Here is a 22,598-nt window from a genome sequence, read left to right as displayed (position 1 = left end):
TTGACACCCTCCTAATTTTTTATAATATTCAACTGCATGTGTCTCTCTATGACATATGCAATTAAATAAAAGGAATAAAATTGTTTAACATATGTATCGCTATAACATATGCAAGGGATCTATTAGAAATAAGATAAGCTGCAGTAAGCATCACCGCGCCAGGTAAATAGATAGCAATATCCGAAAGTTGGTTCGTGTGAAGAAGTGTAAAAATTATAATCGAAACGATGGATGCAATAGCAGTACCAACATATTCCGAAAAACGATTTACTAATATATGGCGAAATATAATTTCTTCAATTATTGGTCCTATAATCCCAAATACAAGTAATGTGAATATAATAGGCATCTCTGCGCCATTTGTAAGGATCTGTTCTTGGTTCTCTGGCTGACCTGTATTTAGAAAATGCATAATAGAATTTTCCACAATTATCATAAGTAAAACTACCATAGGAATGCTTACTATTTTCAAAATTGTTTTCTCTTTAAAATAAGTAAAACTTTCAATAATTTCTTTCCTAAAGAAAATGATTCCTACAATAGCAGGTACAGTCACACCGATGGCACTAAGAGCAAATTCTGATTCAACTAAGTTGCTGTTAGTTAAAAGGGATATGCCAAATAATATGAACAAGCCAATTTGAAGTAGTGCAAACAGTATATAAACTATTAGCATAATAAGTTCTTTTGTATTCGTTTTTATAAAGCTCACTTTATTACCTCCATAATGAAATTACTTAGAATCTTTGATTTTTCTTTCTGCATAACGTTCTCCTTCTAAATATACTTATATAAATCCCAAACCGGACGGTTCGGTCCGAAAACTAATGATACTATAAGTTTCTAGTTTTTTAAACCCCCTTTATAAATTATTTACAAAATCAAAACGGTACAAAGCAAATAAATTTATATTTCAGCTCCTGATTTACAATCAAATTCCAGTACTCATTCATTATTAACAATTAATCTTTTATAGTATGAAGTGATACGGCTTTTAACCGCAAGATCTCCTAATTAAACGAAGTGAAAATGAGAGTAGTTCAAACATTTTAGCTAAACATATTAATTAAAATTATATATAATACTCATATGTCGATACGGTAAAATTAGTTGCATGATATGACTGAATTAACCAACTGGTCATATTGTTTTTGACAGAAAATTCATTCGAATAGTATGGATAATACAGTTTGAGGTTTCCATCAGATAGGAATTGATAAGATATTTTTTGTTCCAAACTTATTTCTACTTACAAAAAAATCAAGGAAATAGAGGGTAAACATTACCTGGAATATTAAGCTCGTTTTTATTAGGAGGACTATAAAGCATGACTAAAGTTGATACAGTAAAAGAAAAGATTATTGAAACATCTTTATATTTATTTAATACTAATGGGATAACTCGCACATCCATTCAGGATATAATGACAGCCACTGAACTACCGAAAGGATCTATTTATCGTAGATTCAAAAATAAAGAAGAAATTGTTCTTGCTGCCTACGACAAAAGTGGTGAGATTATGTGGAGTCATTTTCATAAAGCAATGGAAAATAAAAAGACAGCAATCGATAAAATCCTTGCAATTTTCCTTGTATATCAAGATGCAGCTAATAACCCCCCTATCGCCGGAGGCTGTCCATTGCTTAATAGCGCAATTGAAAGTACTGGAGTATTTCCAGAATTACAAAAAGCAGCAGCAAAAGGCTATGATGATACAGTAATGTTAATGGCTTCTCTCATAAAAGAAGGAATAGAGAAACAAGAACTTAAAGAAGAGATAAACATTATTTCGCTCGCTTCTTTCCTTGCCTCTTCAATGGAGGGCGCTATTATGGCAAGTCGTGTCTCTAACGATAATATACACCATCATTATTTTATTGAACAAATAAAACATCATCTTTTCTCTTATTCTAAATAAGTGAGAACTTGCATTGCTTTCATTCAATTTTTATAGACTTAAATTGAATAAACCCCTCACATAAAGAATGCTTTCTATTTATGTGAGGGGTGAATAGTTTTTAGCAAAGGTAGCTTTTTAGGCGTTGTATATTATGCATACAACCAATCTATTTTTTTACATACCTCTCCTCACTATCTTGACGTGGATTTTAGGTTCTTATTTGTTACTGGTTAACCAAAAACTTTATAAAATCTCACATGTTCTTAGCTTGATAGCGATGCGCCGCTTCCCTATTTAAAAGAATGTAAAAAAGGCCAACAATTCAAGATTGTTAGCCTCCATATTCCATAATCGTGCATTTTAAAATACTACAAACGACTGGATTCTTCAACTTACACTATATTCTCCTTTAATTACAAAAAACGAACCCCGAATTGTTCCAGCTAATTTAGACTTCTGCCTAGCAAACTTAAATTTCTCTGCCAATTCTGTTGGTACCTCCATTCCATCAGAAAGCTTAAATCCAACAGCCCTCTTCTTCGGGTTATCCAATGTATACATGACGTTAATCACAAGACCATCTTCATAAAAGACGTATGCAAACTTAATATTTTCCACTTGAAAATACGATGTTTCTAAAGGTTTCGCCGCAAATTCAATATCACGTTCTTCCTTCAAAATGCGGTTCACATAATCAAGAGTCTTCTGGCTTGCACTAGCTGGTACAACTATAAATTCATGCTTGTATTTATTCATAAAGTAACGGGCTTCATGAGCACGTAAACCAGCTAGCGCTTCTACTATAGGTGAAGACTCTAAACCAACTGTAGTTACATTTTTAAAATCAACGATACAGGACAATTTCATCTCTCCTTTTAACTATTTACTTCCTAACAACCGGAATCCACATTTCACCAAACACTAAACCGTTTCTTTTCCCCATCTCAACCGTCGTATTTGGTCCACCAACATAAGCAAAATCTGTTGCTTCTCGTAAAGCCTGACCGAAGGCGATACCAGTAAGCTTATTACTTAGCTCTTCAGCTGTTTTGTCTTCTCCTTTTACTACTAAGTATTCTCCCTTAGGAAACTGAATCACTCTAGATTCTTCTATTTGTGCTTCTGTCATGACGCCCGCATAATACATCATCTTGTTATTCACCGCTTCGCTCACAGAAAAAATGTAATCATTTGTAGCTAGAGCTTTTAAAGTATCCAACCTTCCATCTTCTTTAACAGCCGACCAAAAGTCTTCCTTTTCTTTTTTTATTCCAACAAAATCTGTATATTCACTCTTAATTTCAGTTCCAATACCTAACACAATAAAGCTATCTTTTTCTTCAATCGTATAATTTTTCATATTCAAAACCTTCCTTCTTTTAAAATGAATCAAATGATTTATCTTTTCATCTGATGAGTTTATAATAACTTTAAATCATGTCAAAAAATGATACTGTTTAGGAGAACCAAATGAAAAAAGTTGAACGGATTAATACAATTATGCGGTATATCAACAACCGCTCCCACTTTACAATTTCAGAAATCATACAAGAATTTAACATCTCTCGATCGACAGCTATTAGGGACATTAGAGAAATAGAAGCTATGGGCATGCCACTTGTTGCTGAAGTTGGGAGGACTGGGGGATATTTTGTTATGCATAACTCTATCCTGCCCGTTGTTCGCTTTACTGATAACGAAGTGAAAGCTCTTTTTATTGCCTTTATGGCTACAAGAAATCAACAACTTCCCTATTTAAAAAGTCGTCAATCTTTAGCCGAAAAACTGTTAGGACTCATCTCAGAAACCCAGCAAGATGATATCGTTCTTTTAAATCAACTCTTGCTGTTTGAAGGGACTAACCCATATAACCCTGATCTACTTGAGCTTTCTGACCTCCCTCACCCTATGTTAGAAAAACTCATCCAAATCCTTCTTTTGGATAGACATTTATTGATTTCCATTAAAGAAGAGAAAGAAATCAAGTCTTATTCCATTTATCTATTACACCTGTATCAAGAAAAAAGTCAATGGATCATTGAAGGTTTTGACTTAAAAGAAGAAAAGAAGAGAATGTTTCCTGTCGATCATCTCATCCATATCGAACCATACACGACGAAAAAAAAGCTAAATAAGAAAAAGATTTTAGAAAAACTAAGTAAGAAGGATGAAGTGATTAACCTTATACTTGAACTTGGTCCAAAAGCAATTGCCCAATTCAAAAAATACCACCCTTTCAAAATTTCAATATCTTATACAAATCCTTACCAATCCACAGCCATTTTAAAAACATTTATCAATGTTAACAATTCGGATGAAGTAACGGAAATAGTAAATTGGCTACTTTTCCTAGGGAAAGATATTACAATTAGGGAAATGCCTGAAGAAATACTAGAGAATTTACAAAAGCAATTGTGCTTTTACACTCCATAAGCAGTGAGCCATTGTCACTGGGTAGATATCCTTTTTTAATATCATTTTATTTACTACAGCGAGAGCACAACAAATAATAAAAGCACGGAAAATCTTTCCGTGCTTTTTCAAAGATATATATTATTTCGGACGATTTATTTCACTTACCCTAACTGACGTTTAAATGCTTTACTAGCGAAAAAGTAAGAGATGATCATGATCCCTACGCACCAAGCGAGCGCAATCCAAATATCGCTTCCAACAGATCCTTCATATAAAAGAGCACGAATCGCATTCACGATTGAAGTTACAGGCTGGTTTTCAGCAAATGCACGAACAATTTTCGGCATCGTTTCGGTAGGTACGAAGGCCGAACTAATAAATGGAAGAAAAACGAGTGGGTACGAATATGCTGTCGCCCCTTCCATAGACTTCGCTTTCAGCCCTGGAATGATAGCCAACCATGTTAGCGCTAACGTAAACATCCCTAGTATCCCAGCTACTCCAAGCCAATCTAGAATATTCGCACTGGAACGGAAACCCATTAAGAGCGCAACAAGAATAACAACTAAGATAGTAAGTACATTCGCAACAAGAGAGGTTAAAACGTGAGCCCACAATATCGATGAGCGCTTAATAGGCATCGTAATGAAACGTGCCATAAGCCCACTCTTTACATCCGTAAATAATCGTACAGAAGTGTAAGCGACACCAGATGCGATAGCCATTAGCAAAATTCCTGGCAATAAATAATTGACGTAGTTATCTGTTCCTGTTTGTATAGCCCCACCAAATACGTATACAAACAATAGCATCATCATAATCGGTGTAATCGCTACCGTAATAATTGTATCTGGACTACGCATAATATTGCGCATTAAGCGCCCAAGTAATACCCCTGTTTTGCTTTTCATTTACATCTCCTCCTTTTTGCCAATGATCGCAAGGAATATTTCTTCCAATGTAGGCTGCTTCTCGATATACTCCACTTTTGCTGGCGGGAACATCTCTTTCAGTTCAGTAAGAGTACCTGTCGTAATAATTTTTCCACCATGTAAAATAGCGATACGGTCAGCTAATTGTTCTGCTTCCTCTAAATACTGGGTTGTTAGTAAGATAGTTGTTCCTCCACCAGCAAGCTCTTTAACTGTATCCCACACTTCAATGCGCGCTTCAGGATCAAGCCCAGTCGTTGGTTCGTCAAGAAAAATAACTGCTGGCGCCCCGATCAAACTCATCGCGATATCAAGCCGGCGCTTCATCCCACCTGAATACTGATCTGCCCTTTGATTGGCCGCATCTGTCAGGCTAAATCTATCAAGCAAATCGTCAGCAACTTGAGCAGGATTGGAAACACCACGTAACTTGGCAATCATGATTAAGTTTTCCCTCCCGGTAAGCATGCCGTCTAAAGCTGCAAATTGTCCTGTCAAACTGATACTTTGACGAACATGATCTGGTTGGCGCTTAATATCAAATCCGCAAATACTTCCTTCACCGCTATCTTGTTTCAGTAGCGTCGAAAGGATGTTAACCGTTGTCGTCTTTCCCGCTCCATTTGAGCCTAGCAGCGCGAAAATTTCTCCACGCTGCACCTCAAAATCCACTCCCTTTAAGACTTCTTTATCTCTAAAAGCTTTTTTTAACCCTTTTACAGAAATCGCTGCATTACTCATACTTTTTCCCCCTTATAAAATTAAATTACCTGCACCCTCTATTTAGTACCACTGATAATCTGTATTACTTAGTAGTGGTTTAAAAATATAACTGAATAGCGATGGCGTTAATTCACATTTATGACCAGCTAATCAGTCGGTATTACTTGTTGCATTTATTTTTTTCTCAATTTCTTCATAATACTTTCATTCAAATCTTCACGATACTTAGAAACATACGTTTTAGCGTTTGCCACTAGTTCGTCAGCAAAAGATGCCACATCTTCCCCAGTAATATCTAACACTTGTCTGCCTTCCGCTGCACCAGCTTCAAACAAATCGATTAATTCGTACTGAATGTGCAGCATATCCATCCCGTTTCCGGTCGAAAAATTCCACATGTAGTTTTGAATTTTCTTAAACACAAACTGATAGTCCTCTGGCAGTGCTGCAACACGTGCCATCATCATTCTGTACTCTTTTTTATCACCAATTAATTTTTTGAATATTTCCAACATCTTTTTTTCCTCCTTTTTTTATAAAGCAGAACCAGAAACTCTCCACATATGAGCCGAAACATTTTATATTATGAGGCTAGTTTGACTTCAAGACGTTAATTTTTGACGATACAAAATCCCATTTTTTCCAAAACAATTCAAGTTCCTGACGTCCAGCTTCATTTAATGAATAAAACTTACGAGGCGGTCCCATATCTGATGGTTTCTTTTCAATATTCACAAGCTTTTTCTTCTCCAATCGTACGAGGATAGTATAGACTGTTCCTTCCACGACTTCTGTAAACCCAAGATCATTCAGGTGGCGAGTAATCTCATAACCATACGTTTCACGGCGACTAATGATTTCCAGCACACACCCTTCCAGTGAACCTTTCAACATTTCAGTTAAATTTTCCATGTTCTGATCCTCCTTTACCCCCTATTCTGTCTGACTTATATTCAGTATTACAGAGTACTAAGGCGAATTTTTACTGAATAGCTTTTGAGTAAAACTACACTATTCAGTATTACTTATTACAACTACATTGTATGACTAAGTAGTGGTACATGTCAACTGATTTTCAAATTTCTTCTAAAATCCGCTATTACCTATTATTTAGTGAAAAGTTTTTTAAGAAACAACACTACTCAGTATCACCTATTACAACTACATTGTATGACTGAGTAGTTGTAAATGTCAACTCGATTTTTATATTTTTCTAAAATCAACTACTACCCACCCCGCTAAGAAAAGAAAATACCCCAAAACAATAATTCTATATTATTGTTTTGGGGCGCTATAAGCTAGCTCTTCTTCTGAATAAGACCAATCATCCTCTTGTTACGATAACATCATATCCATATCTTCTGCTGCAGTTGTAATTAATTTCAAACCGAATGTTTCTTGTAATACATCGAGCACGCCAGCTGAAATAAATTCAGGTGCCTTTGGACCGATGCGAATATCTTGAATTCCAAGACTAAATAGCCCAAGCAAAATAGCAACCGCTTTTTGTTCAAACCAAGATAAGACAATGCTTACTGGCAATTCATTCACTTCGCATTGGAAAGCATCAGCTAAAGCAGCCGCTATTTTCACTGTAGAAATGGAATTATTACATTGTCCTAAGTCGATGTAGCGCGGAATCTCGGTACCAGGTACAACGCCGTAATCCACATCATTGAAGCGGAACTTTCCGCAAGAAGTCGTTAAAATCACTGTTTCAGGCGGAAGTGACGTTGCTAATTCACGATAATATTCCCCGCCTTTTCCTGGTGCATCACAACCTGCGATGACAAAGAAACGCTTAATCTTTCCTTCTTTTACTGCCTCAATAATTTCTGGAGCTAATGATAAGACTGTATTATGATGAAACCCTGTTACTAACTGTTCATCCGACTCCATATGTACTTCTGGAAGTTCTAGCGCTTTTTGAATCAATGATGCAAAGTTATCATTTTCAATTTTTTGTACACCCTCTAAGCCGGCAATATCATATGAAAAGAATCGATCAGAGTATGATCCTTTAATTGGCATAACACAGTTCGTTGTCGCTAATATGGCACCTGTAAATTTTTCAAAAAGGCGTCTTTGATCATACCATGCCTTACCGATGTTTCCTTTTAAATGTTTATATTTTTTCAGCTGCGGATACCCGTGTGCTGGTAACATTTCCGAATGCGTATAAATATTAATTTCTTTTCCTTCTGTTTGTTTTAATAATTCTTCTAACGCAAATAAATTATGGCCTGTAACTACAATAGCTTTACCTTCTACACGGTTTTGTGTAATTTGAACAGGCTCTGGAACACCAAAATGATTCGTATGTGCCTCATCTAGCAACTCCATTACCCGTAAAGCTGATTTCCCAACTTTCATAGCCATATCAACATGTTCTTGTTCATTAAAGTTAGAATTGGTTAATGTCATATACAATGCTTCTTGCGTCGTAGCATCTACAAAAGCATCCGTATACCCTAGCTGAGCAGCATGTGTGCGATAAGCTGCAATTCCTTTTAACCCAAAAACAATCGTATCTTGTAAACTCGCAATCGTTTCATTCTTGCCACAAACACCCATTACTTTACATCCGCCTGTTGGGGTTTGCTCACATTGATAACAAAACATATCATCCCACCCTCTCCCAATCATTCATTACACCCTAAGCATAATATCCATTGAAAAAAAGTGATGTGATATCAATCACAATAATATATAAAGATTTGTGACAGTTCATATTGTTGACATAATATTTTTACTATATCCTGGCATTCATACTTGCACATGATTTATTTGCATCATATATCGGTACACTTTTAAGGAATACAAATATCCTATCCACCTAACATTTCACAAATTTTTCCTTACTAATGGTACAATTAAAGTTATGGAGGGACAATATGATGGTATATATGATGTTTTATTACGGAATACTGTTTCTTATACTTGGTATTGCAGTATTTCTGTTTATTATGGCTGGGGCACGAAAAATTAGGAATAAAAATCTTTCATTCGTATTGATCGGTTTAGGGATAAATATACTTGCAAGTCCAGTGGCACTTTTTATAGGGGGGATGGCAACAGATTCTCCATATAGTACTGCACTTGATTTTTGGAAAGGATTTTTCTTTATTCAAGGAATACCTCTTTTCTTACTACTTATAGCTTTCGTTTGGTGGTTTATTTGCCCGCCAAAAGTAACAGTTCAAACGAGTATTGAAAAAGAACTTGAACAAGATAGTAAAAGCACTAAGAAAAAAAGGAAAAGAATCCGTCCAATTACTGCCTTACGTATTGTAATTTCGATTATTTTAGTAGTAGGCTGTTTGTCTTACATTTTGTATTTACAGGACATTACACTAGAAAAAAGTCATTCTCCAAATAATAAAAATACGATTAAAGTAGTGAAAATAGATTCAGACTCTTCTCATGGTTCCTCTCCTGTCAGAATTAAATACGGCTTATGGGAACATTTTGACATAAGTATTGCAAATGAGGGAGAACGCCTCGATTCCTCAAACGTTTTCGTAGATTGGAAAAACGATTATGAAGCAACGATAACACTACGAGGAAAAGAATCCGTACCTGAAGTTGTGGAATTTAACATATCAAATAAATCCAATGGTCCTGTTTTTAAGAAGGTACAAAAAGTGGTCAGTTCCTTTACCTTTCAAAAAAGTGAATCTCCAAATCTCATAAATATTATCGAGCTTAGAGAAACAATAAAATCAAAAGGACCAAGTCCCAGCTCAACTGTAAGAATCTATTATGGGAAAAGAGGTAGCATTTTAGAAAAATATAAAGAGGTCACTCTTAAGGAAATGTATACGACAGACAACTTCAATATCAATTGGAGAAACGATGAACAAGTACAGGTAGAAGTAATAGAGGAAAATGTAGTAACATCTAGCATCGTGATTGATTTATCAAAATGAATCTATTTTTCACATATTATAACTGCGTTCTATCCGGCACACGAGAGATACATAGTATTTACAAATAAAGTGAAACTTTAATCAGTGGGGGGGCATCCCCCACTAATTATTAGTTGAACCAATCGGACTTTTATGGGCAGTTGATCCCCCACCTAACTTCTTTGCTTTCGCTGAATTTTGAGGTGGGGGTCTTACTGCCCATTAAAGCGGGATAAATAAATTTATAGACTGATGAGTCACCCCTTTCTTTACAATACATTTACACTTTCTTAACATCGTTTACATTATTTATATGATATATTTATATAGAATCTACTTAATAAATTTCATGTACATTGTTATCTTTATAATCTCTGATTTAATTGATAAGAGATTATGTTATATTTTCATGCCAGGGGTGAATGAGGATGACTGAAACTTTAAAAACACTTATTATGCTTGATGCTACTTACGTTGTTATCGCAATTATGACGGTACTGGTATTTGTATACTTGGAATTAAAATCTCAGTAACGTATGCGGACTTCGCATTTAAATATAGTTAGAAGAAAGCGAGGAGAAAATTGTTTCTCCTCGCTTTTTTTATTTCAACAAATCCAATGTATGTAAAAGTAATCCTCTATCCCCTACTTCTCCATGACCAGGCACTACTAAATTTATATTTCCATATCGCTTCAGCACATTTTCAATCGATGTGGACCATTCATTTACATAAGCATCAGCAACATTTCCTAAATCTTTCGAGGACGCAGACTTAACTAAACAGCCTCCAGCTAAAATTTGATATTGTGGCAACCAAACAACAATATTATCTTCTGTATGTCCCTTCCCTGGATAAAATGTTTCTACTTTCATATTTCCAAACTTCAAATTTGTAACGCTTTGTAAGTCTCCAAGTGGTTCTTCATATCCATTTTTCTTTGCTAATTCCGCAGTTAACGCTGTACTATGCGCTTTAATGCCTCTTTCTTTCAATGTTTTCATTCCACCAATTCGATCAGCGTGTGCATGTGTAATAATGACATCTGTTACGCGCTTCTTAAATTTCTTTTCTACCATCTCTATTAATTCCTTCGTTAACTTATCATCCCAAGAAGAATCGACAAGTACTAACCCTTTAGAAGTAATAAGGACTAAACCGTTCGAAGGAACTGCTTCTCCGCTAAAATAACCTAACTCCGTATGAACCCATACATTTTTGTTTAACTGAGAAATCGAAATAGTTCCTGTCTCATTTTTTATTACTTTATGCTCTACCGTTCGTTCTGCTTGTACAGAAGAAATTGTACTAACAAATGGAATTGTTCCTAGCAAACTAACACATACCCCTAATTTTAATAATGTATTTTTCATTTTCTCCACCCTTTCTTTCAAACGAAATAGTTATTACCTATAATAGACAATTCATCTTCAGTGTTTGTTCCATCTTTTCTTACTATTTTTCATACCATTAATTAAAGCGCACAAAATTTTGTACGCTTTTTAACTTCCCTTTTACCATTCACGTTTTTTATTAATCATCATTTTTTCTTCAAATGCCTTCTCCAAATCAATTTCTAACTTGTTTGCTAAATCACATATATTCCAAATGACATCAAACATTTCTAAACCGATTTCTCTTTTTGCATCTTGTATTTTATCGCGCTTTAATATAACTTCCGCTAATTCCCCTAATTCCGCCATTGTATACATTGTACGCTCTTCAATTGTTGTATCTTGAAATCCTTTTTCTTCACTGAAATTTGATACATATCTCTGGAATTCCACAATATTCATACTTAATCCCCCTTCATGATACATACTCCATTTTCTATTACACTTATATTTTGTTAAATTATAACATTCATACTATAATTGATTTATAGCCCTTTAACGGAGGTGTTCTCAATGACTCTCTTCGCTTCCCCATCATTATTCATACTAGCAATCATTTCATTTGCACTAGCTTATTTCATCGGAGTAAAACAATACACTTGGCTCTTATCAGGATTCAATGAACGCCGTGTACCAGAAAAAGATAAGTTATCAAAAATAGTTGGTCTTTATAATTTAACTGCTGGTGTTATTGCCACAATTGGTAGCGTCTTCCTTACTCCTAATGTAAAAATCTTATTTCCTATCATTATAATTGGACACTTTATAATCGCTGCTTATGTAAATACACGCATGGTGCAGTGAAAAAAGATCACCCACACGGATGATCTTTTTATAATTTATCAACATATTGCTTCGCTTCTAGTAAAGAAAAACCAAAAGCTTCTCTTACTCTCTTAACTGCTGTAACTGTTTTTCCTTCTTCCATAAGCTGCCGCAACTCTTTATTAATTTCCGGTTCTCTATCTACAATTCCCATTTCTTTCGTAATTAGCTGTAACCTATCTTCCATTCGCTTTAAACGCGCATCCGTTTTCTTTTCAATTTTATTTAACTTTTCAACGATATAAATAAACCCAAAGATCGCTATCGGTATGATCATCCAAAATTCCATGACTATTCCTCCTCACTAGCTTTCATTTGTTTTATTTCACTAACTTATGTAAATTTTACCACGAAACACATTTAATGTATAATAGTAATATACAACACTGTTGATAAACCTTTTATTTCAGGGGGACACTTTATGAAAAGATTTTTTAAGACGTTACTACAATTTGTAGTTCTTTCAATTGCACTACATTTATTATTTGATATCGTTGGCTGGCTTGTTTTCAAGGCACCAATTCAAAACAAACAAATCATTATTTCATTAATTACAGCCTCATGGCTTATGTACATGTACCGCGATAAATTTTTTAAAACATTCACTTCGAATTAACTAAAAAAACTTCATCGATAAAAGATGAAGTTTTTTCTTTTTCTCTCATTCTCTATATTACATTTTTCGCAACAATTTTTATATGTTCTGGTGCGATAATCTCCGTTATACTTTCTTGGAAATCTTCCTGCAACATTTCTTCAATATGTTCTAGCTGCACTTCAACATGTGTGCATTCTAAATTATGTATATTTAAAAGTGCATAATGATCTTTTTTCTTTATTACTAAATATTGATTTTCTTCTGTTACAAGTACAGAACCTAATCGTACTCCTAGTAGGCGTTGATCATCAAACTTCACAGTCATCCCCCTTACTTTATATGTAATAAAATAACATTTTATGTAATCCACTCTTTATAAACTATATCATAATTTATTAAAATATAAATATCATATTTCTTTTTACTAAAAACCCCCTATTCTTTTATATATTTCGATACAAAAAACTTTCTCAACACGAAATTAGAATTTTCAGTTTTTATTCTCATGAAAATCAATTATAATAAAGTCAATAAATGTTTGACCTCTCCTAATTCATGTACATATGGATGATCAGTAGTCGCTGCTACTGATCTATTTTTTTGATTTCAGAAAGTAAATACGCCGCATCCTTTCCTACACCACAAATAAGTGCAGAACCTCTTTGAGACTGCCATGGCAAGCCGATATAATATAATCCTCTTACTGGACTTATTCCTTTTACATGATTAGGCAATCCATTCTCATCCACTGCCTTTTCTATTTCAATCCAGTTATAGTTCTGAATAAAGCCTGTTGACCATATAATGCTTTCTGCACTATATGTTTCACCGTTCTGAAACATAATGTTATTTTCTGATGCACTTACTACTTTTTCTTGTAGTTGTATTGATCCATTACGAATGAGTTCCTTACCTTCAAATCCAAAAATGGGATCCTTTCTCTTTTGAAACCATTTCCCCCTCTTTGTATTTACTTCGGCGTACAATAAACCCAATTTTTCTAACCAATTGAAAATACTTTTTCTAAAAAGATGTAACGGTAAATACGTTAAAGGATGACTAATAGACAGTGTAACTTCATGAGTTTTTGCCAGTTCTACTGCAATTTGCATTCCTGAATTCCCGCCACCTACTACGAGTACTTTCTCCTTAGGAATTTGTGATGGTGATTTATATTGTGATGAATGTATTTGAAAAACATGTGATGATAGATTTGCTGAAACTGAGGGAATAAACGGGTGCTGAAAACCACCTGTTGCGATAATAACTTTTTTCGTTTGTAAAATTTCTGTAGGGGTATGTAATTCGAATATATCTCTTTCTTTCTTTATTTTAAAAACTTTAGTTTGCAATTGGATCGGTAATTGAAAATGTCTTGCATATTCTTCTAAATACGTTGCAATTTCATCTTTATATGGAAATTCATTTTTTTCATCTATTAACGCCATACCTGGTAAACTACTGTAAGACCGCGGAGTAAAAAGCTGTAAAGAATCATATCGATTTCTCCATGAATCACCAACTCGGTTTCCTGCCTCAAGTAATAAAAAATTATACCCTTCTTGTTTCAAGTAATATCCCATTGTTAAACCAGCTTGACCCGCTCCAATAATAATTAGGTCTTTCATTCTAATCCCTCCTCTTCTCAAACATATGAATACTTGTTCATATATTCATACGTTTCCATAATCATAACATTTTATTTTTATATAATTCAATATGTACTCAAAATAAAAAAGAGCAGTTTACCATAAAGTAAGCTCCCCTTCATTCTATCTTCCCAGTCTTTATCGCCTGTGCCCAATCATGCCTTTCATGTTGAGTAGCTAACCGAGCAGCTTCTTCCCAATTATACGGAACTGAAATTTGTTCAATTATCCATTCTCCCAAAACCTCTTCTATCACTACATATTTTGCATGCGGAGTTCCTGATTCCATTTTATGCATAACAGGTAACTCATCTTTGTATGCTGGAAGTCCTACACTCCCCGGATTTATAACGATTTTTCCGTTTGCTAAATATACAACTCTAGGAATGTGCGTATGACCGCATACTATTATTTTTTGCTCAATATTTTGGAGTTGATCCATTATATTTTTTTCATTCTTTAATATCGCACCATTTTCATTCATCTCTTCTAACAAATACACTTCATCTGAAATTGGCGTACCATGACAACATAACATATCTTCTATAATAAATTGTGACGGATGTTGTTGTAACCAATCTATATGATTTTTTGTTAATTGATTTTGGACAAAAGTTAGTGTAGCCGACTGCTCTTGTATAGGTTCCCAAAGCATGCGATCACAGTTTCCCTTAATATGTACCATCTCGTTCTTCATTAATATTTCAATGGTCCCTAAAGGATCTAACGGCCCATACACACTATCTCCTAAATTTATTATCATTTCGACCTTGCGACGTTCCAAATCTTTTAATACTGCTTGTAAAGCGTGACTATTTCCATGAACATCTGAAATGATTGCTATTTTCATCTAAATCCCCACTTTACTATATTATTTATAAACATCTGCCGCCAATTCTCTCAAAACATCCACATTCACTACTTCAAAGCATCCATTGTTTTTCTTTATAATCTCTTTATCACAAAAAATATTTAATGTACGTAATAGATGCCGATAACTCGTTCCTAACAATTCCGCTGTTTCCGTTAAATTCCCACTAAATACAATTCTATTTCCGTGCTGTACTGCCCGTTCCCCTGCTGCTAACATGTAACTCGCAAGTCTATTTTCAAGAGGATATAGTAAATTAATGGTACTATTTTTTGAAAGCCGATTTAACTTATGCGCTAACGATCCGCAAATACATCGTAAAAATTTCGCATCATGAAATAGTTGATTTCTCACTTTCCCTAAAGGCAAACCAACACAATATGAATCTGCCATCACTTGTACGTTTGAAGTTGTCTTTTGAGAATGAATTAACTCTACATCTCCTAACAGCTGCAAGCTATCATAAAAGCATAATAATACAGATTTCCCGTTACTTAATGTATTAAACGCTTTCGCTTTTCCTTCAACGAAGAAAAATAAATAATCTATCTCTTCATTTTCTCTACAAATAAACTCATTCTTCTTAAAAAATATAAGTTCCATATATGGTTTCATATCATTACTAAAAAATGAGTCAATATTATTTTGTTTCATATACTCTGCTAATTTAATAGAATTACATATTTTCTTCATAGTTCCCCCGCCTTTACAACTACTCCTCATTGTAATCAAAATTTTCTCCTTCCACTATGACATATGTCATAGTAATACACAATTTTAGCATGATACAGTCATTACAAATATGAAATACAAAGGGGATATTACATTGTATAACTTTCTTTCTGTCTTTATTGGTGTGCTCATCGCCGTTATGCTTCCATTGAATGGGATTTTATCTGAGTTAATTGGCAAGTATACAGCAAGTATCGTCATTCACCTTGTCGGTTTAATTGCAGTTATTTTCGTTTTAATCATAAACAAACATAAAATCCATTTTGATAAAAGCATTCCATTTTTTTTATATAGCGCTGGAGCGATTGGAGTATTCACTGTTCTTTTTAACAATATAAGCTTCTCCGTCCTTGGTGCCTCTATTACGATTGCATTAAGTTTACTCGGTCAATCCATTGCTTCCATCGTTATTGATCATTTCGGCTTATTAGGAATGAAAGTTGCAAAGTTTGAAAAGAAAAAACTAATTGGATTATGTTTCATCTCTTCTGGAATTATAATCATGACAATTTATTAATGGGGGCAAGAAAATGTTATATGTTACGATCGCTATTTTAGCTGGTGTTTCTATCGTCGTTGCTAGAATTATTAACGCGAATTTAGCAAAAGAAATTGGAAATTGGGAAGGCACTTTTTTTAATTATATTACTGGATTATTTTTCTCTATATTATTTTTAATGTTCAGTTCAGATTCATTGTACATTCCAATGCATACGTTACAGTCCATTCCTATCGCTGTATATTTAGGCGGATTAGTAGGTGTTATTGTCATTTCATTATCCAACTATATTACCCCTAAAATATCAGCATTCTATTTAACGTTACTTATCTTTATCGGACAATTATTTGCAGGAACTATCATTGATTTCTTCCTAACAAATGAACTCTCAACTGGAAAGATTATCGGAGGTGTTTTCGTATTAATTGGGCTTACTTACAATTTACTCGTTGATCGCCCTCTTAAAACTGTTAAGAATAGCCACGTTCAACTATAATACTTTACGCTTACCTATCATATATTAATAGAAAAGCTCTTCATACGAAGTAATAGAGAGGAGAATATTCTATTAAGAAAATTATTTTACTGCTTTGTAGCACATTGATTATTTGTGGGATCATATGGTTTGTAAACTCTGGAAAATCTATTCAAGACTTCTATACAGAAAATAAGCCAAAGAAAAAAGCTACTATTATTTCAACGCAAAGGGATTCAAATGAGCCCCCTGTCTTCTTAGGAAAACAGGAAATAAAAGATATACATGTCGAATCCATTAAAACAAAAAAGGATATCTTCCTCACAAAAACAGATGAATTAAAAACGTTTATTAATAGTATGGATACCGCAAAAAAAGGAAAATTAACATTAGATGAAGAAGGATCAGATTTAATAGATTGTGATATGTGGATTACCTTTGAGGATGGAACTTATAAAAAATATTTCATATGGGTAGTTGATCATCACAGTAACGAAGTGATGATTGCTCAGCAAGATACTCCTGATGATGTAAACCTCAAGTACTATCAATTAAATGAAGATAGCTCAAAAAAGGTTTATAACTTATTCAAAAAAATTATTTAAACGAAAAAGTCATGAGCACGTAAGCTCATGACTTTTTGCACTATACATATTCAGGAAACACTTTACAACCCTTTTCCTGTTCTATATCATGTCCAAAGAAAATAATTGGTTTCTCTTTTGTCACAACTTCTTTTAAACGTTTAATTGAAGATAAAGCTAATTCCGAATCAAATCCCGCAAACGGCACTTCATCTTCAAAATTCTCTTTCGTATAAGATGCATCAATCGTTAATAGTACAGGACCGTTTTTTCCGTCTCAATTAATAATGACTGATGTCCTGGAGAATGTCCTGGTGTATACAATAACCGAACACCAGGTACCACTTCATAATCACCTTCAATAATTTTGCAGTTTAAATTTGGAAGATACGCTATTGTTTTTCCACTGTAATATTTCCGTTATGTGTATTTAATTTAATTACATTTTCTCCTTTTCCAATAACGGTATTTCCATTATATTTATCAAGGATATTCGCTCTACCATTATCAACAGCAACATTAAATTGAACATTAGTTGGTTCTTTTTCCGTTTCAATATTAATTTTTCCATTGTGAGTCGTAAAATTGAGATTTCGATCCAGTTCATTCGTTTTCAGAGTAAGACTTCCATTTTTAGTTTGCCCCTCTATTTCACCTTCAACATGGTCTAGCATTATTCGTCCGTTGTTCGATTTCACATGAATATTTTGTGCCAATACATCTTTGAAATCCATAATTCCATTGTTTGTTTCCGCGATAATTTTTGGCGAATTGATTTCTCTTAATTCAACACGTCCATTGCTTGTATTGATATTAAAATTTGTTGCGTTTAGTTTTTTAGCAGAAACATAGCCATTATTATTGGAAACTTTTAATGATTCATATTGTTTTTCAGGTAGATACACATTTAATGTTAATGGCGCCAACACTTCAGAAATATTAAAGTTGAACCAACTCTGTTGTTTTTCTTTATAAGAAATAAGAAGCGTTGAATCTTTCTCATCCGTAGCTAATGTTCTTTTTACGTTTGGATTAACCTCACCATCTAATTTTACTTTCACGTTACTACCTGTTGTAGGGTTGATGTTAACACGAACATTATTCGTATCGATAATGACGCTTGACACATTATTATTAATGACCTTTTCTTCTGAAATTGGTACCCCAGCAATTGAACGATAAGTGAATAAACTTCCGATAATACCAATAATGAAAATAATACCTGCAATGATTGAGAAACTCTTCTTATTTATCATGCTTCAAACCACCTTTTACTAGTGCTATATTGAACTTTAAATAACGAACAAATCCTTTCGTTGCTAACTTCGTTAAAAATAACATAGCAATAACAATGAAATATCCAAGTCCACAAAGTGCTAAAGAAACGAAAAGATTAAATAACAAGAATGTATTTGGATGTATAATCGTATCAACTAAAACAAGTAATGGTGCACCTAAAAATGAGATACCTAGAACCCAACCTGAAAAAATCAATGCCGCTAATGTAATTGCAGGTGCAAGTACGATTAACAAATTGAAAAAACCTAATCCAATTACTGCCCAAATTGCACGAAAAACATTTCCTGTTGTTGCACTTGTTGTTACTTTCTCAATATGATAATCTGCTAATAACTCTTTGGCGATTTGAGCTGGAGAACCTAATGAAGCTACAATTTCTTCTTCCCTTTTCCCTTCCTCTAATCCGAAAGTAAAATGTTCTTCATAATCTTTTAAAATATCTGCACGCTCTTTTTCAGATAATCTTTTTAGAGATGCATTTAATTGTTGTAAAAATTCATTTTTCGTCATTACTTACACCTTCTTTTATTAATTGATTGACACCTTGTGAGAACTCATTCCATTCCCTCAAAAGTTGGTACAAATACGTTCTACCTTTATCCGTCAGCGTATAATACTTCCTTGAAGGACCTTCTGAAGACTCCTGTAAATACGTTGTAAAATATTCTTCTTTAGTTAATCTACGCAGTAGAGGATAAACAGACCCTTCTGATATTTCAATTCGATTGGAAATACTTCGAACTAATTCATACCCATAACGGTCTTGCTTATCAAGTAAGACAAGAACACAAAGTTCTAAAACTCCTTTTTTAAATTGTACATTCAATATTCATTCACCCTATTCTAATTGATGTTCACTACTATTTATTATTCAGTACTGTTTTATAATAAGTAACCACAAGTATAATATAACACTTGGTATTGTTCATTGCAAGGTACACTGGAAAAATAAGTATAACTTTCATCCAACGCCTATAAAATCAAAACGATGGCGGATCCTCTCCAGTTACACGGTACTACATGATGCTGAAACAGGCCTTTTACAAAATAGAAGGGACTTAACTTTTTTACATAATGACACTCCACCTACTATAATAAAAATAAAAGAGTAAATGACTCTTACTTTAATGGAGGGAATACAAATGAAAGCAATTGGTTTACATGAATACTTACCTATTGAAGAAGAAAACAGTTTAATTGATATGGAAGTTGAAAAACCTGTTGCTACAGGAAGAGATATACTCGTTAAAATTAACGCTATTTCCGTTAATCCAGTTGATACAAAAGTTCGCTCTCCGAAAGATAAAAAAGAAGAAGTAGCGAAAATACTTGGCTGGGATGCGAGTGGTGTTGTTGTACAAACTGGCGAAAGTTGTACGTTATTTAAAGAAGGCGACGAAGTGTTTTACGCTGGAAGTATTACGAGACAAGGTACCTATAGTGAATACCACCTAGTTGATGAAAGAATTGTTGGTAAAAAACCAAGAACGTTAAGTGATGCTGAATCTGCAGCACTTCCGTTAACAGCTATTACAGCTTGGGAAGGTTTATTCGAACGTTTAGGTATTGATTATAATAAGAAAGATACGAACTCCTTTAAAAACATTTTAATTATAGGCGGTGCTGGTGGTGTAGGTTCAATTGCCATTCAACTTGCGAAATGGGCCGGACTAAATGTTATCACAACTGCATCCCGCAATGAAACGATACACTGGGTTGAAAAATTCGGTGCCGATTATATCATTAACCATCACCAACCTTTACAAGAACAAATATTAGAGTTTGGGCTAAAAGATGTAGATTATATTTTCTGCCTAAACAATACAGATCAACATTGGCAAGCAATATGTGACCTCATTAAACCGCAAGGCAAAATTTGCTCTATCGTAGAAAATGAACACCCTCTTGAGATGGGCATTTTAAAAAGTAAAAGTGCTACACTCGTTTGGGAATTTATGTTTACAAAAGCGATGTATGAAACTGGAGACATGATTACGCAACACGAACTATTAAATAAAGTAAGCGAACTACTAGATGAAGGCATTTTAAAGACTACTTTAAATGAAACATTCACACCAATTAACGCTCAAAATGTAAAAAAAGCACATGCCCTGCTTGAAAGCGGAAGTACAATTGGGAAGATCGTTTTAGAAAAGTTTTAATAACAAAAAGTCCGATTTCCAAATAAGAAATCGGACTTTTTACTATCTTTATTTACTTGAAATCTCTTGATCATTTTGAACGTCTAACGGAGTTCGCTTCCCTATTCCGAAAGCATAGAAACTAATTGTAACGATAGCTAAGAAAATAATACCTACAACTAGTGAAATGCGCGTATCATCGTTAAACCACATTCCGATTAATACCATAATTAAAAAGGCAATTGTTAAATAGTTTGTAACAGGAGCAAACGGCATTTTGAACGGATGATCTTTCATCTCTGCTCCCTTTTCTTTTCTAAAATTAATTTGGCTAATTAAAATGACAAACCATGGTACCATACCAGGAAGTACACTCGCACTATATACATATACGAATAAGTTTTTTGGTGCAATATAACTTAGAACTACACCGACCGCTAAACCGATAATTACGCCAACTGTACCGAATAAAGGTACACCATTTCCAGAAAGTTTCGTGAAATATTTCGGTGCTTGTCCATTTACACCTAACGTATATAGCATACGACCAGCACTATAAATACCACTATTACAACCAGACATTGCTGCTGTGATAACAACGAAGTTAATAAGTCCCGCAGCTGCCGTAATACCAACTTTCGCAAAAGTTGCTACGAACGGACTTCCAATTGTACTTAATTGATCCCACGGATACACAGTTACAATAACGAAAATCGCACCGATGTAGAAAATTAAAATACGCCAAATTGTACTTTGAATCGCTCTTGTAAGTGTCTTCTTCGGATCCTTCGCTTCACCAGCAGTAATACCGATTAATTCTACACCTTGATATGCTCCAACTACAAGTGATAAAGCAAAGAAGAATCCTGAGAAACCACCTGTAAAGAAACCGCCATTTGACCAAAGATTTGATATACCAATCGCTTCTCCGCCGTTACCAATTCCAAAGAAAATAAGTCCAAATCCCGCAATAATCATTAATAGAATCGTAACGATCTTAATCATCGCAAACCAAAATTCAAATTCACCAAATGACTTAACAGAAATTAAGTTAGCTGCGCCAAGAATAACCATTGCGATTACACCTGGTATCCAAGCTGGTAAATCCGGGAACCAATATTGCATATACGCCCCCACCGCGATAATCTCTGACATCCCAACGATAACCCACTGGAACCAGTTACTCCACGCTGTCATGTAACCAGCTAACGGGTGAATATACTTATGACCGAACGTTGCAAATGATCCTGTACTTGGCTCCATATACAACATTTCTCCCATGGCACGCATGATGAAAAAGATAAAAATACCTGCAATTGCATACGCAAGCATAACTGACGGACCTGTCCATTTAATTGTGCTGGCTGACCCCATAAACAAACCAACACCAATTGTTCCGCCTAAAGCAATCATTTGAATATGACGTGCTTCTAAACCTCTTTTCAATTCTTTGTTTGCCACTTCACTTCCCCCTCTTAGATGATTCATAGCCGCATTTTAAAACAAGATGCTTTCCCCTAATTCCTTTCGGCCCTGAAAATGATGAAGCAAACGTCATTTTACACTAGCTTTAAAGCTATCCTAAAATCGTTTTGTGCTCCTAATAAAATTCTCAAAACCTTTCATCTTCCAATATTCTATAAATCTTAAAAT

General features: G+C 34.3%; 28 protein-coding genes and 1 pseudogene. 9 read left to right on the top strand and 20 right to left on the bottom strand.

Annotated elements, in window-relative coordinates; translation table 11 throughout:
* Positions 1 to 61: 61 nt before the first annotated feature.
* Positions 62 to 712, bottom strand: coding sequence for a CPBP family glutamic-type intramembrane protease (locus PDQ40_RS18940; RefSeq protein ID WP_000008257.1), 651 nt, complete (start codon positions 710 to 712; stop codon positions 62 to 64).
* A gap of 615 nt (positions 713 to 1,327) precedes the next feature.
* Here PDQ40_RS18940 and PDQ40_RS18935 point away from each other — a divergent pair.
* A complete protein-coding gene (locus PDQ40_RS18935) occupies positions 1,328 to 1,918 on the top strand; it encodes a TetR/AcrR family transcriptional regulator (RefSeq protein WP_000169674.1) in 591 nt (196 codons plus the stop codon).
* A 369-nt stretch (positions 1,919 to 2,287) separates the two neighbouring features.
* Here PDQ40_RS18935 and PDQ40_RS18930 read toward each other — a convergent pair whose 3' ends face one another.
* Positions 2,288 to 2,767, bottom strand: a complete 480-nt coding sequence (locus PDQ40_RS18930) for a hypothetical protein (RefSeq protein WP_025991629.1) — start codon at positions 2,765 to 2,767, stop codon at positions 2,288 to 2,290.
* A 16-nt stretch (positions 2,768 to 2,783) separates the two neighbouring features.
* A complete protein-coding gene (locus PDQ40_RS18925; protein ID WP_171484361.1) occupies positions 2,784 to 3,260 on the bottom strand; it encodes a GyrI-like domain-containing protein in 477 nt (158 codons plus the stop codon).
* 110 nt (positions 3,261 to 3,370) lie between these two features.
* Between PDQ40_RS18925 and PDQ40_RS18920 the strand changes: the two genes are divergently transcribed.
* Positions 3,371 to 4,333: a helix-turn-helix transcriptional regulator gene (locus PDQ40_RS18920; RefSeq protein WP_270691578.1), complete on the top strand. Its 963-nt coding sequence runs from the start codon at positions 3,371 to 3,373 to the stop codon at positions 4,331 to 4,333.
* Positions 4,334 to 4,476: 143 nt separating this feature from the next.
* On the opposite strand, the gene PDQ40_RS18915 is transcribed toward PDQ40_RS18920, so the two are convergent.
* From PDQ40_RS18915 to hcp, 5 genes are all read right to left on the bottom strand, one after another.
* Positions 4,477 to 5,226, bottom strand: coding sequence for an ABC transporter permease (locus tag PDQ40_RS18915; protein ID WP_000837823.1), 750 nt, complete (start codon positions 5,224 to 5,226; stop codon positions 4,477 to 4,479).
* Complete coding sequence (locus PDQ40_RS18910) at positions 5,227 to 5,988, bottom strand: ABC transporter ATP-binding protein (protein ID WP_000063321.1); 762 nt, start codon at positions 5,986 to 5,988, stop codon at positions 5,227 to 5,229.
* Between the two features lie 155 nt (positions 5,989 to 6,143).
* Positions 6,144 to 6,485: a DUF1048 domain-containing protein gene (locus tag PDQ40_RS18905; RefSeq protein ID WP_000889650.1), complete on the bottom strand. Its 342-nt coding sequence runs from the start codon at positions 6,483 to 6,485 to the stop codon at positions 6,144 to 6,146.
* 76 nt (positions 6,486 to 6,561) lie between these two features.
* On the bottom strand, positions 6,562 to 6,882 hold the full coding sequence (locus tag PDQ40_RS18900) for a PadR family transcriptional regulator (RefSeq protein WP_000429483.1): 321 nt from the start codon (positions 6,880 to 6,882) through the stop codon (positions 6,562 to 6,564).
* 423 nt (positions 6,883 to 7,305) lie between these two features.
* Positions 7,306 to 8,592: a hydroxylamine reductase gene (hcp, locus tag PDQ40_RS18895; protein ID WP_098921919.1), complete on the bottom strand. Its 1,287-nt coding sequence runs from the start codon at positions 8,590 to 8,592 to the stop codon at positions 7,306 to 7,308.
* Positions 8,593 to 8,867: 275 nt separating this feature from the next.
* Here hcp and PDQ40_RS18890 point away from each other — a divergent pair, with 275 nt between their 5' ends.
* A complete protein-coding gene (locus PDQ40_RS18890; protein ID WP_061536207.1) occupies positions 8,868 to 9,899 on the top strand; it encodes a hypothetical protein in 1,032 nt (343 codons plus the stop codon).
* A gap of 581 nt (positions 9,900 to 10,480) precedes the next feature.
* On the opposite strand, the gene bla2 is transcribed toward PDQ40_RS18890, so the two are convergent.
* Entirely contained in the window at positions 10,481 to 11,251 is a 771-nt protein-coding gene (bla2, locus tag PDQ40_RS18885; RefSeq protein WP_270691577.1) for a BcII family subclass B1 metallo-beta-lactamase, read from the bottom strand.
* Between the two features lie 141 nt (positions 11,252 to 11,392).
* Positions 11,393 to 11,674 carry a MazG nucleotide pyrophosphohydrolase domain-containing protein gene (locus PDQ40_RS18880; protein ID WP_001028126.1) on the bottom strand — a complete coding sequence of 94 codons (282 nt, stop codon included), beginning with the start codon at positions 11,672 to 11,674 and terminating at the stop codon, positions 11,393 to 11,395.
* Between the two features lie 111 nt (positions 11,675 to 11,785).
* On the opposite strand from PDQ40_RS18880, the gene PDQ40_RS18875 reads away from it, so the two are divergent.
* Positions 11,786 to 12,076 (top strand): DUF3784 domain-containing protein, encoded by a 291-nt coding sequence (locus tag PDQ40_RS18875; protein WP_000171761.1) that lies wholly within the window; start codon positions 11,786 to 11,788, stop codon positions 12,074 to 12,076.
* A 28-nt stretch (positions 12,077 to 12,104) separates the two neighbouring features.
* Here PDQ40_RS18875 and PDQ40_RS18870 read toward each other — a convergent pair whose 3' ends face one another.
* Positions 12,105 to 12,386 (bottom strand): hypothetical protein, encoded by a 282-nt coding sequence (locus PDQ40_RS18870; RefSeq protein WP_000397700.1) that lies wholly within the window; start codon positions 12,384 to 12,386, stop codon positions 12,105 to 12,107.
* 132 nt (positions 12,387 to 12,518) lie between these two features.
* Here PDQ40_RS18870 and PDQ40_RS18865 point away from each other — a divergent pair, with 132 nt between their 5' ends.
* On the top strand, positions 12,519 to 12,713 hold the full coding sequence (locus PDQ40_RS18865; RefSeq protein WP_000819249.1) for a hypothetical protein: 195 nt from the start codon (positions 12,519 to 12,521) through the stop codon (positions 12,711 to 12,713).
* A gap of 52 nt (positions 12,714 to 12,765) precedes the next feature.
* On the opposite strand, the gene PDQ40_RS18860 is transcribed toward PDQ40_RS18865, so the two are convergent.
* The 4 genes from PDQ40_RS18860 to yeiL all read right to left on the bottom strand — a co-directional run bounded on the left by PDQ40_RS18860 (position 12,766) and on the right by yeiL (position 15,908).
* Positions 12,766 to 13,014 carry a hypothetical protein gene (locus PDQ40_RS18860; RefSeq protein ID WP_000666946.1) on the bottom strand — a complete coding sequence of 83 codons (249 nt, stop codon included), beginning with the start codon at positions 13,012 to 13,014 and terminating at the stop codon, positions 12,766 to 12,768.
* Positions 13,015 to 13,279: 265 nt separating this feature from the next.
* Complete coding sequence (locus PDQ40_RS18855) at positions 13,280 to 14,323, bottom strand: flavin-containing monooxygenase (protein ID WP_000653888.1); 1,044 nt, start codon at positions 14,321 to 14,323, stop codon at positions 13,280 to 13,282.
* A gap of 139 nt (positions 14,324 to 14,462) precedes the next feature.
* Positions 14,463 to 15,194, bottom strand: a complete 732-nt coding sequence (locus tag PDQ40_RS18850) for a metallophosphoesterase family protein (RefSeq protein ID WP_000684269.1) — start codon at positions 15,192 to 15,194, stop codon at positions 14,463 to 14,465.
* Between the two features lie 21 nt (positions 15,195 to 15,215).
* Complete coding sequence (yeiL, locus tag PDQ40_RS18845) at positions 15,216 to 15,908, bottom strand: transcriptional regulator YeiL (RefSeq protein ID WP_000717649.1); 693 nt, start codon at positions 15,906 to 15,908, stop codon at positions 15,216 to 15,218.
* A 109-nt stretch (positions 15,909 to 16,017) separates the two neighbouring features.
* Between yeiL and PDQ40_RS18840 the strand changes: the two genes are divergently transcribed.
* The 3 genes from PDQ40_RS18840 (at position 16,018) to PDQ40_RS18830 (ending at position 17,526) form a co-directional block, all read left to right on the top strand.
* Positions 16,018 to 16,464, top strand: coding sequence for a DMT family transporter (locus PDQ40_RS18840; protein ID WP_001997926.1), 447 nt, complete (start codon positions 16,018 to 16,020; stop codon positions 16,462 to 16,464).
* A gap of 13 nt (positions 16,465 to 16,477) precedes the next feature.
* A complete protein-coding gene (locus tag PDQ40_RS18835) occupies positions 16,478 to 16,942 on the top strand; it encodes a DMT family transporter (protein WP_000967627.1) in 465 nt (154 codons plus the stop codon).
* Positions 16,943 to 17,031: 89 nt separating this feature from the next.
* Positions 17,032 to 17,526 (top strand): hypothetical protein, encoded by a 495-nt coding sequence (locus PDQ40_RS18830; RefSeq protein ID WP_033688100.1) that lies wholly within the window; start codon positions 17,032 to 17,034, stop codon positions 17,524 to 17,526.
* Positions 17,527 to 17,566: 40 nt separating this feature from the next.
* On the opposite strand, the pseudogene PDQ40_RS18825 reads toward PDQ40_RS18830, so the two are convergent.
* The 4 genes and pseudogenes from PDQ40_RS18825 to PDQ40_RS18810 form a co-directional block, all read right to left on the bottom strand.
* Positions 17,567 to 17,892 (bottom strand): annotated as a pseudogene (locus PDQ40_RS18825) (MBL fold metallo-hydrolase); the annotation flags it as partial.
* A gap of 5 nt (positions 17,893 to 17,897) precedes the next feature.
* Positions 17,898 to 18,761 carry a DUF4097 family beta strand repeat-containing protein gene (locus PDQ40_RS18820; protein WP_000608746.1) on the bottom strand — a complete coding sequence of 288 codons (864 nt, stop codon included), beginning with the start codon at positions 18,759 to 18,761 and terminating at the stop codon, positions 17,898 to 17,900.
* The gene (locus PDQ40_RS18815; RefSeq protein ID WP_000164531.1) at positions 18,751 to 19,314 is read right to left on the bottom strand and encodes an HAAS signaling domain-containing protein; all 564 of its coding nucleotides are present in this window, start codon (positions 19,312 to 19,314) and stop codon (positions 18,751 to 18,753) included. The genes PDQ40_RS18820 and PDQ40_RS18815 overlap by 11 nt, the downstream gene beginning before the upstream one ends.
* Entirely contained in the window at positions 19,301 to 19,630 is a 330-nt protein-coding gene (locus PDQ40_RS18810) for a PadR family transcriptional regulator (RefSeq protein ID WP_001102641.1), read from the bottom strand. Before PDQ40_RS18810 ends, PDQ40_RS18815 begins: the two co-directional genes overlap by 14 nt.
* Positions 19,631 to 19,946: 316 nt before the next feature.
* Between PDQ40_RS18810 and PDQ40_RS18805 the strand changes: the two genes are divergently transcribed.
* Complete coding sequence (locus PDQ40_RS18805; protein ID WP_000643770.1) at positions 19,947 to 20,966, top strand: zinc-binding alcohol dehydrogenase family protein; 1,020 nt, start codon at positions 19,947 to 19,949, stop codon at positions 20,964 to 20,966.
* A 48-nt stretch (positions 20,967 to 21,014) separates the two neighbouring features.
* On the opposite strand, the gene PDQ40_RS18800 is transcribed toward PDQ40_RS18805, so the two are convergent.
* Positions 21,015 to 22,406, bottom strand: a complete 1,392-nt coding sequence (locus PDQ40_RS18800; RefSeq protein WP_001284419.1) for an amino acid permease — start codon at positions 22,404 to 22,406, stop codon at positions 21,015 to 21,017.
* Positions 22,407 to 22,598 lie beyond the last annotated feature (192 nt).

This window comes from Bacillus cereus group sp. Bc061 (assembly GCF_027715825.1).
In the GTDB taxonomy this organism is placed as follows: Bacteria; Bacillota; Bacilli; order Bacillales; family Bacillaceae_G; genus Bacillus_A; species Bacillus_A paranthracis.
This window is presented reverse-complemented; position numbering and strand designations above follow the sequence as displayed.